Here is a 14112-nt window from a genome sequence, read left to right as displayed (position 1 = left end):
AAGGCCGGACATATGAGCGCAAGCGATCCGATCAAACTATCCGAACCAATCCTTGCAAGCAGGGGGCCGTCCACATATGAGCACCGGAAGCGCAGGAAGCCGCCATTTGCAGGCCGGCCTCACCTGAATATCAGCACATCTCAGGCGAGGCTGTCGATCTCCTCGTCCGACAGGTTCTGCGGCACCACCGTGACCGGGATGGGAAAGGCGGCGCCCTTGCCGGCGACCGCGCCGACCAGCGGCCCAGGCCCTTCCTTGCCGGCGCCTGCCGCCAGCACCAGGATGGCGATGTCCTGGTCTTCCTCGATCAGCTTGTGGATCTCTTCGGTCGGCTTGCCTTCGCGCACCACCAGCTCCGGCTCGATGCCGAGCTTCTGGCGCACCTTGTTGGCGTAGCTGTCCAGTGCCGCGCGGGCCGTGGCGGTCGCCTCCTCGCGCATGATCTTCTCGACGCCCAGCCAGTGCTGGAAATCATCCGGCTCGATGACATAGAGCAGCACCAGCACGCCGCTCGTGCTTTGCGCCCGCTTCGAGGCGTAGGCGACGGCGCGCTCGCATTCGGGCGTGTCGTCGATGATCGCCAGGAACTTGCGGCGATGACCGGCTTCGCGGCTGAGGCGTTTGGAGACCATATTCACCCTGTTCGATGGTTTCGGTCGCAATCTGCCACCGCCGCAGCCCGCCCGCAAGCGACCGGCGGCTGTGGCAATATTGGTGCAGCTCAGCCTTGCAGCAGGCCGATAATGTCGCGCACGGTTTTCATCGTCGCTTCGGCCAATGTGCCGGCACGCTCGCCGCCATCCCGCAACACCGCGTCGACATAGGCGCGGTCATCGGAGATGCGGCGCATCTCGCCGGCGATCGGCGCCAGCTTTTCCACCGCGAGATCGGCCAGCGCCGGCTTGAACACCGAAAACTGCTGGCCGCCGAATTCCTTCAGCACGGCCTCTTTCGAGATTTCGGCGAGGCCGGCATAGATGCCGACGAGGTTTTCCGCTTCCGGCCGGCCGGCAAGCCCGTCCAGTTCGCCGGGCAAAGCCTCCGGGTCGGTCTTGGCCTTGCGGATCTTCTTCGAGATGGCATCGGCATCGTCGGTCAGGTTGATGCGCGACAGGTCCGACGGGTCCGACTTCGACATCTTTTTCGAACCGTCGCGCAGCGACATGATGCGCGCCGCCGGGCCACCGATGACCGGCTCGGTCAGCGGGAAATAGCCGTTCACCGTCTCCTCGCCGACCTGCATCTCGACGCCGACGCCAAGCGCTGCGATGCGGTCCGAAAAGTCGTTGTTGAATTTCTGCGCAATGTCGCGGGTCAGCTCCAGATGCTGCTTCTGGTCGTCGCCGACCGGCACGTGGGTGGCGCGGTAGACGAGGATGTCGGCGGCCATCAGGGAGGGATAGGCGAGCAGGCCGAGCGAGGCGTTCTCGCGGTCCTTGCCGGCCTTGTCCTTGAACTGCGTCATGCGGTTCATCCAGCCGATGCGCGCCACGCAGTTGAAGACCCAGGCAAGCTCGGCGTGCTGCATCACCCGCGACTGGTTGAAGACGATGTGCTTGTTCGGATCGATGCCGGAGGCGAGAAACGCCGCGGTGATCGAACGCGTCTGGTCCTGAAGATCCTCATAGACGAGCTGTGCGGTCAGCGAATGCAGATCGACGACGCAATAGATGCAGTCGGAGGTGTCCTGCAGGGCGACGAATTTCTTGATGGCGCCGAGATAATTGCCGAGATGCAGATTGCCGGTTGGCTGGACGCCGGAAAAGACGAGCGGTTTGAAGGGGGGCTGATCGGTCATGGTGTTTTCCTTGGCTTGTGGAGGGCCGTTTCGCGCGCGGCGAAAGTCTTGCGACGGCGCGCTTATGGACGAGAGCGAGGAGACGATCAAGAGGGCGTTGGCCACGTCACGCGGGGCTTTGGCTTCGGCCGAGCAGAAGGCTGTTTGAGGGGGATAGCGCCGACCAGAAACAAAAACCCGCCTTGCGGCGGGTTCTCGGCGCCAATCAGCACCATACCGAAATTAGTAGCATAGCTGCCGGCACAAAGCAAGAACAAAATAGCTCGCCTTGGCAATCGCTTCGATTTGGCTAGGCCACATTGACGGACTGATGTAGATAGCTACATAATATTTGCTACACCGCGGAAGCAAAACAATGACGATCAACATCAACAACAAGGAAGCTGACAGCCTGACGCGGGCTTTTGCCAGGCTTGAAGGTGTCGGCATCACCGAGGCAATCGTGATCGCCATGCGCGAAGCTCTGGAGCGCCGACGCAATCGCGAGACGCCGCTGGAGACGGCGGCACGGCTCCGGGCTGAATTCGGTATTGAGCTGAGCGAGCAGGCGCGCAAGCCGTTGCCGCGCTCGGTCTACGACGAATTGTCCGGTGAAGACTGATGTTCATCGATGCAGCCGCTATCGTTGCAATACTGAGCAACGAGACCGAAGCCCAGCGCTGCGCGCAGGCGGTCATGAAAGCGTCGGCTCCGTTCACGTCGGCCATCGCGGTTTGGGAAGCCGCGATGGCGCTTTCGCGATCGGAAAAGCTAGCCATCCCGGTCGCCACAAGCCTGGAGATAGTCAGTCGTTTTCTCGAAGAGCGTGGAATCACCTTGCGGGAGCTTCCGCCTCCCTCTGACGCAGCATCTCTGTCTGTCGAGGCAGCGTCGCGGTTTCGCAACAACGCTGGCCGCCTGAACATGGCCGACTGTTTCCACTACGCCTGTGCGCGCTACTACGCCGTTCCGATGCTTTCGACGGCGGACGAATTCCGCTTCACGGATCTGGAGACTGTTGCTTGACCGGCTGGGACCCCTTCCGCCCGATATTGCGGCGGATCATGCCGAAATCGGCACCGCCGGTGGCGAAGGCGGTGACGAAGTAAAGCAACGCCCCGCCGGCGACCAGCGCAAGCAGCGTTACCGTCTTGATCACCAGCGGCGAGCCGGAGCCGAGACTTGCGGCGAACCAGTGCTCGGCAAAATAGAGCGCCGCGGCCATCACCGCCGCCGACAGCACCAGCCGCGGGATGCGTTTCAAGAGCGGCACGTCGCGGCCCCAATGGCCGCGCCGGATCAGCACGGCGAGCAGCATGAATGCATTGACCCAGCCTGCGACGGCGGAGGCAACGGCAATGCCGGGCGCGCCCATGGTGGGAAACAGCGTCAGCGCCGTCGTAATGTTAACCGCCACCGAGATAGCGGCAAAAATCATCGGCGTGCGCGTGTCCTCGCGGGCGAAATAGCCTGGGGTGAACGCCTTGATCAGCACGAAGGCCGGCAGGCCGAGGCCGAAAATCGCCAGGATTGCCGCGACCGTCGGCGTCGAATTGTTGGCGGCAAAGGCGCCGCGCTCATAGACCAGCCGCACGATCGGCTCGGACATGACCAGCAGGGCGGCCGCCGCCGGCAAGGTCATGAAAAGGGTAAACTCGACCGAGCGGTTCTGCAGATTGGCGGCCTCGACCAGATTGCCTGATTTCAGCGCCCGCGACAGTTCCGGCAGAAGCACGATGGCGACGGCGACACCGACGACGCCCAACGGCAGCTGGTAGACGCGGTCGGCATAGGCCAGCGACGACACCGCGCTGTCCTGCGCCGACGCGATCGCCGTGCCGATCAGCTGATTGATCTGGGTGATGCCGCCGGTGATCGCCGCCGGCAGCGCCAGGATCAGCAGCCGCTTGACGTTCGGCGTCATCTTCGGCCGCCGGAAGCCGATCGAAATGCCGGCATGGCGCACCGCCGCCCAGACGATCGCCAGCTGCACCAAGCCGGCCGCCAGCACACCCCAGGCCAGACCGAAACCGACGGTGCGGGCGTCCGAACCCTTGTACCAAGCATAGGCAAGCACGGCGATGAGGATGACGTTGAGGAACACCGGCGCCACCGCGGCGGCGAAATAGCGGCGCAGCGAATTCAGCATGCCGGCCATCATGGCGCCGAGTGACATGCAGATCAGGTAGGGGAACATAACGGTCGCCAGCGCCACCGTCGTCTCGAATTTTCCCGGCGTGTCGGCAAAGCCCGGCGCCACCAGGTAGCGCACGATCAGCGGCATCGCCAGTTCCATGACAATGGTCAGCGCCAGAAGCGCGGTGAACAAAACGCCGAACACCTCTTCGGAAAAGCGCTTGGCGCCGTCGGTGCCGTGCGTCTCGATCTCCTTGGCGAACAGCGGCACGAAGGCGGCGTTGAAGGCGCCTTCGGCGAACAGCCGGCGAAAGGTGTTGGGGAACTGGAAGGCGGCGTTGAAGGCGTCGGCGACCGGGCCGGTGCCGAGTGCGGCAGCCATCAGCATCTCGCGGCCGAAGCCGAGGGCCCGGCTCATCAGCGTGCCGGAAGCGACCGTGGCGAATTTCTTGACAAGGCTCATGCGCTTGAAGTCTGCCTGCGGGATTGGGGCAAATGGAAGGTAACAGTCACTCGGCGGCCGTTTTGGTCTTGCCGCGCTCGGACGCCGTGCCCTCGAGCACCGCGATCAGCCTGTTGCGGATGGTCGCCGTGCGCGACGGGCTATCGATCTTCTGGCCGGTGAGATCGGTGACGTAGAACGTGTCGATGACTTTTTCACCGAAGGTGGTGATGTGGGCCGAGGCGATGTCGAGCGACAGGTCCGACAGCATGCCGGTGATCTCCGACAGAAGGCCCGGCCTGTCCAGCCCCTCGACCTCGATCACCGAGAACCGGTTCGACAGGGTGTTGCGGATCTCGGCGCGTGGCGGAATACGGAAAACCTTGGCGCCGCGCCGCGGCTTGGTGCGCTTCTCGATCATTTCGGGCAACCAGCTCTTGCCCGACAGCACGTCTTCGATCAGCCGGCCGACGCGCTCGGCACGGCGGCGCTCGTCCTCGTCGCGGTCGAACTCCCTCGAGATCAGGATGGTGTCGAGCGCCCGACCATCCGAGGTGGTGAATATCTGCGCGTCGACGATGTTGCCGCCGGCCGCCGCGCAGGCGCCGGCAATCACCGAGAGCAGGCGCGGATGGTCCTGCGCCAGCACCGTGATCTCGGTCACCGCCTCGAACTGGTGGGTTTTGACCATGGTGGCCAGCTTCTTGCCGGCATGGTCAGCCTCGCGGATGAATTCGGCATGGCGCACCTGGTCGGGAAGATCGACCGCCAGCAGATAGTTCTCGTAGTGCTGGCCGACGTAACGCTTGCGGGCCTTTTCCGGCCAGTCGGCAAGCGCCTCGGCCAGTTGTTCGCGCGCCGCCGCCGTCCGTTTGGCGCGCGACACCTCCGAAAACCCGCCGGTCAACAAAAGCTCGGTCTCGTAGTAGAGGGTGCGCAGCAACTGGCCCTTCCAGCCGTTCCAGACACCAGGCCCGACGCCACGGATATCGCAGACGGTAAGCACAAGCAGCATCTTCAGCCGTTCGACCGACTGCACGATGGCGGCAAAATCCTCGATCGTCTTGCGGTCGTTGAGATCGCGGGTCTGCGCGGTCATCGACATGACGAGGTGGTTCTCGACCAGCCAGGCGACCGTTTCGGTGTCGGCCGGCGAGAGCCCCATATGCGGGCAGATGCGCCGGGCGATCCTGGCGCCGGCTTGCGAATGGTCTTCCGGCCTGCCCTTGGCGATGTCGTGCAGCAGCACGGCGACATAAAGCGCCTCGCGGCTCTTCTTCAGCCCCGGCATCAGCGCGTGGGAAAGTGGATGGACCTTTTCGCCGTCGCCGCGCTCGATCTCGGCCAGCACGCCGATGCAGCGGATCAAATGCTCGTCCACGGTGTAGTGATGGTACATCGAGAACTGCATCATGGCGACGATCTTGCCGAAATCCGGGATCAGCTTTGCCAGCAGTCCGGCCTCGTTCATGCGCCGCAAATTGAGCTCGGCGTTGCGGTCCGAGGTCAAGATATCGAGGAACAGCCGGTTGGCCTCTTCGTCGCGCCTAAGCGCCTTGCCGACGAGGCCGAGCGAGCGGGTCAGAAGCTTCAGCGCATCGGGGTGGAATTCCAGGCCGTGCTTGTCGGCGAACCAGAACAGTCTGAGGAGATTGACCGGATCGCGCTCGAACACCTCGTCGTCGGCGATGTTGATGCGGTGGTTGTCGACGATGAAATCGGCCGTGCCGGCGAGCTTGCGCTTGCGCCGCGAAAAGGTGAGGAAAATGCGGTTGAAGCCCGGCACATGCTTGGCCTGCTCCTCCTCCAGCGCGGCGCAGAAGATGCGGGTCAGGTCGCCGACTTCCTTGGCGACGAGGAAGTAGTGCTTCATGAAGCGCTCGACCGCCGACAGGCCGGGATGGGTGGTGTAGCCGAGCCGCTCGGCAATATCGCGCTGGATGTCGAAATGCAGCCGCTCCTCGGCCTTGCCGGTGAGGAAATGCATGTGGCAGCGCACCGCCCAGAGAAAATCCTCGGCCTTCTGGAATTCCCGGTATTCGGCGTCGGTAAAGACGCCCTTGTCGACCAGTTCCTCGCCGGTGCGCACCCGGTAGAAATATTTGGCGATCCAGAACAGCGTCTGCAGGTCGCGCAGGCCGCCCTTGCCGTCCTTGACGTTGGGCTCGACCAGATAGCGGCTCTCGCCGGCCTTGGCGTGGCGCTCGTCGCGTTCGGCGAGCTTGGCCTGGACATATTCGGGGCCGGTGGTGCGCACCACCTCGTGGTCGAAGCGCTGCAGAAGCTCGTCATAGAGCTTTTGCTCGCCCCACAGGAAGCGCGCCTCCAGGATCGAGGTGCGGATGGTGATGTCGGTGCGCGACAGCCTGAGGCACTCGTCGATGTTGCGCGTCGCGTGGCCGACCTTCAGGCCGAGGTCCCACAGCATGTAGAGCATGTATTCGACGATCTGCTCGCCCCATGGCGTCTGCTTGTAGGGCAGCAGGAACAGGAGATCGATGTCGGACCCCGGCGCCAGCGTGCCGCGGCCATAGCCACCGACGGCGACGACCGCCATGCGCTCGGCCGACGACGGGTTTTTGACGCGATAGACATGAGTGGCGGCGAAATCGTAGAGCGCACGGATGATCTCGTCCATCAGATGGGACAGCCGGGCGGCGCAGGCGGTGCCGCTGCCATCGTCCATCAGCATGCGTTCGGCGACAGTGCGGCCGTCGGCGAGCCGGCTTTTGAGAAGCTTGAGGACGCCGCTGCGCGCGGCCTTGCCCGAACCGTCGCCTGCCGTGGCCGCGGTCAGTTCGGTCATCTCGCGGCGCAAGGCTTCGCCGTCGATCAGTTCCTCGAGCTTCAGGGATATTCTTGCCATAAATGCCGTTCGGCCTCGCCGTTTTGGCGGCGTCTATAGCGCGTTTTCGCGGCGCTGGGTATGGGGCGGACGGACGCGTTCTCCGCAGCGGTGGAACGGGACGATCGTATCGCGCCCGCGGCCGGTTCGGTTAGGGGCTTGGGCGCGAAAAATCGAAAGCAGCCCTTGACCTTCCAGTTACTGGAAGCACTACGTCCGCCGCAACATCGAAATACAGGGGCTTTCGGCATGACGCATTCCGATCACCATCATCACGCCAATGGCAGCTGTTGCTCGGCAAAGGGCGCCTCCTCTGCTGCGGACGCCGTCATCCGCGATCCGGTCTGCGGCATGACGGTCGATCCGGCCGCCGGCAAGCCGACGACCGAGCATGGCGGCCATCGCTATCATTTCTGCAGCGAAAGCTGCCGTTCGAAATTCGTCGCCGAACCCCAGAAATATCTGACCGCCACCGATCCCGTCTGCGGCATGAGCGTCGACCGTGCCACGGCCAGGCACTTTTTGCGGCACGAGGGTCAGGGTTTCTATTTCTGCTCGGCCGCTTGCCAGGCGAAATTCGAGGCCGAGCCGGCAAAGTATCTCGGCGACAGGCCGGCACCGCAGGCGATGCCCAAGGGCACGCAATACACCTGCCCGATGCATCCCGAAATCATCCGCGACAAGCCCGGCTCGTGCCCGATCTGCGGCATGGCGCTGGAGCCGATGGGGGTGCCGACCGGCGACGAGGGTCCGAACCCCGAACTGGTCGACTTCACCAGGCGGTTGTGGGTGAGCGCGGTGCTGTCCGTGCCGTTGCTGGTCATCGCCATGGCACCGATGCTCGGCCTGACGTTCCAGGCCTTCATCGACGACCGTGCTATGGTCTGGCTGGAACTGGCGCTGGCCAGCCCCGTGGTGCTGTGGGCGGCATTCCCCTTCTTTCACCGCGGCTGGGATTCGATCCTCAATCGCAGCCCCAATATGTGGACGCTGATCTCGCTCGGCGTCGGTGCCGCCTATCTCTACAGCGTCGTCGCCACGCTGTTTCCAGGCCTCTTTCCGCACCAGTTCCGCGGCCATGACGGCACCGTGCCGGTCTATTTCGAGGCGGCGGCGGTGATCGTCGCGCTGGTGTTCCTCGGCCAGGTGCTGGAATTGCGTGCCCGCGAGAAAACCGGCTCGGCGATCCGTGCGCTGCTCGACCTGGCGCCGAAGACGGCGCGGCTGATCGGCGCGGACGGTTCCGAGAACGACGTGCCGCTCGAAACCGTCAAGGCCGGCGACCGCTTGCGCATCCGCCCCGGTGACGCAGTGCCGGTCGACGGCATCGTGCTCGAAGGACGCTCTTCCATCGACGAATCGATGATCACGGGCGAGCCGCTGCCGGTCGAAAAGACGGAAGGCGACAATCTCACCGGCGGCACGCTCAACAAGAACGGCTCGCTGGTCATGCGCGCCGAAAAGATCGGCGCCGAGACGACGCTGGCACGCATCGTCGAGCTGGTTGCCAAGGCACAGCGCTCGCGCGCGCCGATCCAGGGGTTGGCCGACCGCGTCTCGTTCTACTTCGTCCCGGCCGTCGTGCTGGTCGCCATCATTGCGTTCGTCGCCTGGGCGATCGTCGGACCGGAACCCAGCCTGGTCTTTGCCATCGTCTCGGCGGTCTCGGTGCTGATTATCGCCTGTCCGTGTGCGCTCGGCCTTGCCACGCCGATGTCGATCATGACCGCCACCGGGCGCGGCGCGCATGCCGGCGTGCTGATCAAGGAAGCGGCGGCGCTCGAGCGCTTTGCCTCGGTCGATACGCTGATCGTCGACAAGACGGGGACGCTGACCGAAGGCCGGCCGCGACTGACCGACGTCGTTGCCGTCGAAGGCATGGCACAGGACGATCTGCTGGCGCTCGCCGCCGGGCTGGAAAAAGGCTCGGAGCATCCGCTGGCCGAAGCCATCGTCGAAGGCGCCCGCGAACGCGGCGTGAAGGTTGCCGACGCGAGCGGTTTCGAGGCGATCACCGGTAAGGGTGTTTCCGGCACAGTTTCGGGACAGAAGGTGGCGCTCGGCAATACCGCGATGATGGCCGATCTCGGCATCGATACGGCTTCGGTCCTGGCCAGTGCCGAGGCGCTGCAGGCCGATGGCAAGACCGCGATGTTCGTCGCTGTCGCAGGCAAGCTCGCCGGCCTCGTTGCCGTCGCCGATCCGATCAAGGCGACGACCGCCGAGGCGATCAAGGCCCTGCATGACAGCGGGCTGAAGATCGTCATGGCGACAGGCGACAACGAGCGCACCGCCAAGGCCATCGCCGCCAAGCTCGGCATCGACGCGGTGCGTGCCGGGCTTTTGCCCGAACAGAAGAACGCCCTGGTCGAGGAGTTGCGTGCCGGCGGTGCCGGCGTCGCCATGGCCGGCGATGGCGTCAACGATGCGCCCGCACTTGCCGCCGCCGATGTCGGCATCGCCATGGGCACCGGCGCCGACGTTGCGGTCGAAAGTGCCGGAATTACGCTGGTCAAGGGCGACCTCAACGGCATCGTCAGGGCCCGGACGCTGGCCCGCGCGACGATCCGCAACATCCGCCAGAACCTGTTTTTCGCTTTCCTCTACAATGTGCTTGGCGTGCCGGTTGCTGCCGGCGTGCTTTATCCGCTCACCGGCACGCTGCTGTCGCCGATGATTGCGGCGGCGGCGATGAGCCTGTCTTCGGTTTCGGTCATCGCCAACGCATTGCGGCTCAGGACGTTGAAACTCTGAGTAAACTTCCAGATAGACCCTGTTCAAAAAAGGAGACGATGAATGACCTTGGCCAAGAAGATCGTGCTGCTAATGATGGCGGCGGGAATGCTGCTTGCTGTTTTCCTCGAAAGCGTTCCGGCACAAGCCGAGGAGATGAAGCACGACATGGGCGCAATGGGCGCGCAGAGCCCCTCGACCGAGGGCTACAAGGCGGCGATGGACAAGATGCACACCGACATGATGGCGATCGAATATTCCGGCGATGCCGATGTCGATTTCGCCCGCGGCATGATCCCGCATCACCAGGCGGCCATCGACATGGCCAAGATCGAGCTCGCCAATGGCAAGGATCCGGAAATGCGCAAGCTCGCCGAAGCAGTAATCGCCGCGCAGGAAGCCGAGATCAAGCAGATGCAGGATTGGCTGGCCGCCCATCCGGTGAAGTAGCGGTTCACGCTATCAGAGCGAATCCGGGGAAGAGGCTTCACCTGGATTCCCTTTGGCGGCTATGATGCCGCCTGACTGGAGCATGCCATGCCATCGACGATAAGAAGGACCACCCTGCCCTGCGGCGAAGTCGTGCCGGTGCTCGGCCAGGGCACCTGGAAGATGGGCGAAGACGGCCGCCGCCGTGGCGACGAGGCCAATGCCCTGAAGCTCGGGCTGGATCTCGGCATGACGCTGATCGACACCGCCGAAATGTATGCCAGCGGCGGTGCCGAGGAGGTGGTGGCGGAGGCCATCGCCGGTCGCCGCGACGAAGTGTTCCTCGTCTCCAAGGTGCTGCCGTCCAATGCCTCGCGCACCGGCGTGAAACGGGCCTGCGAGAACAGCCTGAGGCATCTCGCTACCGACCGCATCGATCTTTATCTGCTGCATTGGCCGGGCAGCGTGCCTTTGATGGAAACGGCAGAGGCGTTCGAAGCCTTGAAGGCAGCCGGCAAGATCCGCCACTGGGGCGTCAGCAATTTTGATTCCGGCGAGATGGAGGAGCTGGTCCGGTTGCCGGCCGGCGGCAACGTCCAGACCAACCAGGTGCTCTACAATCTGTCGCAGCGCGGCGTCGAGTTCGACCTCGCCCCGTGGAGCCGGCAACGCGGCATGCCGCTGATGGCCTATTCGCCGGTCGATCAGGGGGTATTGGCGCGCAACGCCAGGCTCGATGCCATCGCCGCCCGCCACAGTGCGACGCCGGCGCAGATCGCGCTTGCCTGGGTGATGGCGCAGGAGGGCGTCATCGCGATTCCCAAAGCTAGCCGCCCGGAGCATATCCGGCAGAATGTCGCGGCGTTGGAGATCGAGCTCACGAGCGAAGATTTCGCCGAAATTGACCGCGCCTTCCCGCCGCCGAGGCGGAAGTCGGGCCTGGCGATGATTTGAGGGGTGGGGCGGAAGGCAAGCCAAAGCAGCGTTCCGTCACACCCCCTCTGTCCTGCCGGACATCTCCCCCCTCAAGGGGGAAGATTGGATCTCGCATCGGCTTTCGCCAACTTCGAACGTCGAAGGAAAAAGCGCTGTGAGCGAAACTGCCAATCTCCCCCCTTGAGGGGGAGATGTCCTGCAGGACAGAGGGGGGCGCCGTAGAGCGCTATCGGACGAGCACTACTTCCCAGCCATCCCCTTCAACCGGTACAGCGCCTCCAGCGCCTCCCTTGGCGTCATTTCGTCGGGATTGATCTCCGCTAGCGCCACACCCAGCCCATCACTCTTCGCCGGCTTCGACGCTTGCCGCTGCGCCGCCACGGAAAACAGCGGCAGGTCGTCGACCAGGCGGCTGGCCTTGCCCGAAACCTCGCCGGCTTCGAGCTGGTGCAGCACTTCCTTGGCCCGGCCGACGACGGCTTCCGGCAGGCCGGCCAGCCGCGCCACCTGGACGCCGTAGGAACGGTCGGCGGCACCCTTGCCGACCTCGTGCAGGAAGACCACGTCGCCCTCCCATTCCTTGACCCGCATGGTGACGTTGGAGAGCCGCGGCAGTTTTCCGGCGAGCGCCGTCATCTCGTGGAAATGCGTGGCGAAGATCGCCCGGCAGCGGTTTTTCTCGTGCAAATATTCGACCGCCGCCCAGGCGATCGACAGGCCGTCGAAGGTGGCGGTGCCGCGGCCGATCTCGTCGAGGATGACCAGTGCGCGCTCGCCGGCCTGGTTGAGGATCGCCGCCGTCTCGACCATCTCGACCATGAAGGTCGAGCGGCCGCGCGCCAGATCGTCGGAGGCGCCGACCCGCGAAAACAGCCGGTCGACGACGCCGATATGGGCTGATGCCGCCGGCACGAACGAGCCGGTCTGGGCAAGGATGGCGATCAGCGCGTTTTGCCTGAGGAAGGTCGACTTGCCGCCCATATTGGGGCCGGTCAGCAGCCAGATCGCGCCGGCCTTGGCGTCGCCTTGCGGCGACAGATCGCAATCATTGGCGACGAACGGGCCTTCGCCGGAACGCCGCAGTGCCTGTTCGACCACCGGATGGCGTCCACCCGAAATCTCGAAGGCAAGGCTGGCATCGACCAGCGGCCGGCACCAGGCCTCGCTTTCGGAAAGCAGGGCAAGTGCGGCCGAAACGTCGAGCACGGCGAGCGCTTCGGCGCCGGCACGGATCGTGTCGGCCTGGCCGACCACTTCCGCCGTCAGCGCCTCGAAAGCGGCAAGCTCGATCGCCAGCGCCCGGTCGGCGGCGTTGGCGATCTTGGTTTCCAGTTCGGCGAGTTCCGTGGTGGTGAAGCGCATGGCGTTGGCCATGGTCTGGCGATGGATGAAGCGCGCCTTGGCGCCGTCGCTGCCGGTCATCAGCGCATGGTGATTGGCGGTGACCTCAATGTAGTAGCCGAGCACATTGTTGTGCCTGATCTTCAGCGAGCGGATGCCGCTCTCGTCGATCAGCGAACGCTCCAGCCCGGCGATGACCTTTCGCGACTCGTCGCGCAACGCCCGCATCTCGTCGAGTTCGGCGTGGTAGCCGGAACGGACGAAGCCGCCGTCGCGCTTGAGCAACGGCAGCTCGTCGCTGAGCGCCTGTGCCAGATGCGTCGCCAGTTCACTGGGCAGTGCCTTGATAGCTCCCAACGCTGCGGTCAATTCGCCCGGCAAGGCGGTTTGGCCGAACAGTCCGGCGATGGCGCCGGCCGCTTCGAAACCGGCGCGCAGCGCGCCGAGGTCGCGCGGGCCGCCGCGGTTGAGCGCCAGCCTGGACAGCGCGCGCGGCATGTCGGCAACGCTCTTCAGGCTTGCCCGCACCGCCTGGCAGAGGCGCGTCTCGGAACGGAAAAACGACACCGAGTCCAGCCTTGCTGCGATTGCCGCCGGGTCGGTCAGCGGCGCCATCAGCCGGTCGGCGAGCAGCCTTGCGCCGCCACCGGTCACCGTGCGGTCGATCGCCTTGAACAACGACCCTTCGCGGCTGCCGGACAGCGTGCGCAGCAGCTCCAGATTGGCGCGCGTCGCCGGGTCGATGAACAGCGTCGAACCCTGCTCCTCGCGTTCCGGCCGCGACAGCGGTGGCCGTTCGGCCTTCTGCGTCTTCTCGACATAGGCGATGACGCCTGAGATCGCCGACAGCTCGGCGCGCGAAAACGTGCCGAAACTATCCGGCGTCGCCACCTCGAAGAAGCGGGCGATGCGGCCGGCGGCCGAAGCCGAATCGAACAGCGACGGCGGCTGCGGACTGGCGACGCGGCCGAGCACGTCAAATACCGGTTTCAGCTCCGGGTCGTAAAACACCGGCTCGGCGACGATCAGCTCGCGCGGATCGACACGGAAGACATCGGCGAGCAGCCGGTCGGCGGTGGTTTCGGCGACGCGGAAGACACCGGTCGAGATCTCGATCCAGGCCAAAGCGAAGGAATGCTCGGCGCCGCCCTTGACCCGTCCCAATGCCATCAGGAAACTCGATTCCGACGGCGCCAGCAGTTTGTCCTCGGTGATGGTGCCGGGGGTCACCAGCCGGACGACGTCGCGGCGCACCACCGATTTGCCGCCGCGCTTCTTGGCCTCGGCCGGATCCTCGATCTGCTCGCAGACGGCGACGCGGAACCCCTGGCCGATCAGCTTCTGCAGATAATCGTCGGGGGGGGGGCCCCGCCCCCCGCCCCCCCCGGAGGAGCGCCCCGGGGGGGGTGGGCCGCTGTGGGGGCCACAGGCCGCCGCCCCCGCCGCCCGGGCCGGGGGCGGGGCAGCACACCG

The 14112-nt window shown here is 64.9% G+C and carries 10 protein-coding genes; 5 read left to right on the top strand and 5 right to left on the bottom strand.

Going from position 1 to position 14112, the window contains the following annotated elements; genetic code table 11:
- Positions 1–140 precede the first annotated feature (140 nt).
- On the bottom strand, positions 141–632 hold the full coding sequence (locus NKJ40_RS30840) for a universal stress protein (protein WP_107649287.1): 492 nt from the start codon (positions 630–632) through the stop codon (positions 141–143).
- 89 nt (positions 633–721) lie between these two features.
- Positions 722–1798, bottom strand: coding sequence for a tryptophan--tRNA ligase (gene trpS / locus NKJ40_RS30835; protein WP_352469267.1), 1077 nt, complete (start codon positions 1796–1798; stop codon positions 722–724).
- A gap of 355 nt (positions 1799–2153) precedes the next feature.
- Here trpS and NKJ40_RS30830 point away from each other — a divergent pair, with 355 nt between their 5' ends.
- Entirely contained in the window at positions 2154–2399 is a 246-nt protein-coding gene (locus tag NKJ40_RS30830) for a type II toxin-antitoxin system VapB family antitoxin (protein WP_023676383.1), read from the top strand.
- On the top strand, positions 2399–2803 hold the full coding sequence (locus tag NKJ40_RS30825) for a type II toxin-antitoxin system VapC family toxin (protein ID WP_352469266.1): 405 nt from the start codon (positions 2399–2401) through the stop codon (positions 2801–2803). Before NKJ40_RS30830 ends, NKJ40_RS30825 begins: the two co-directional genes overlap by 1 nt.
- On the opposite strand, the gene murJ is transcribed toward NKJ40_RS30825, so the two are convergent.
- Positions 2778–4376, bottom strand: coding sequence for a murein biosynthesis integral membrane protein MurJ (gene murJ / locus NKJ40_RS30820; protein ID WP_352469265.1), 1599 nt, complete (start codon positions 4374–4376; stop codon positions 2778–2780). The genes NKJ40_RS30825 and murJ overlap by 26 nt on opposite strands.
- Before the next feature lie 46 nt (positions 4377–4422).
- A complete protein-coding gene (locus NKJ40_RS30815; protein ID WP_352469264.1) occupies positions 4423–7221 on the bottom strand; it encodes a [protein-PII] uridylyltransferase in 2799 nt (932 codons plus the stop codon).
- Positions 7222–7449: 228 nt separating this feature from the next.
- Here NKJ40_RS30815 and NKJ40_RS30810 point away from each other — a divergent pair, with 228 nt between their 5' ends.
- The 3 genes from NKJ40_RS30810 (at position 7450) to NKJ40_RS30800 (ending at position 11316) form a co-directional block, all read left to right on the top strand.
- Positions 7450–9954 carry a heavy metal translocating P-type ATPase gene (locus tag NKJ40_RS30810; RefSeq protein WP_352469263.1) on the top strand — a complete coding sequence of 835 codons (2505 nt, stop codon included), beginning with the start codon at positions 7450–7452 and terminating at the stop codon, positions 9952–9954.
- Between the two features lie 42 nt (positions 9955–9996).
- Positions 9997–10383, top strand: coding sequence for a CopM family metallochaperone (copM, locus tag NKJ40_RS30805; RefSeq protein ID WP_352469262.1), 387 nt, complete (start codon positions 9997–9999; stop codon positions 10381–10383).
- Between the two features lie 87 nt (positions 10384–10470).
- Positions 10471–11316 (top strand): aldo/keto reductase, encoded by an 846-nt coding sequence (locus NKJ40_RS30800; protein WP_352469261.1) that lies wholly within the window; start codon positions 10471–10473, stop codon positions 11314–11316.
- 222 nt (positions 11317–11538) lie between these two features.
- Here NKJ40_RS30800 and mutS read toward each other — a convergent pair.
- A partial coding sequence (mutS, locus tag NKJ40_RS30795; protein WP_352469260.1) for a DNA mismatch repair protein MutS occupies positions 11539–14112 on the bottom strand: 2574 nt, incomplete at its 5' end.

This window comes from Mesorhizobium sp. M0119, from assembly GCF_040322615.1.
Classification (GTDB): Bacteria; Pseudomonadota; Alphaproteobacteria; order Rhizobiales; family Rhizobiaceae; genus Mesorhizobium.
The sequence above is the reverse complement of the archived record's forward strand: the minus strand, read 5'-3'. Positions and strand labels throughout refer to the sequence as shown.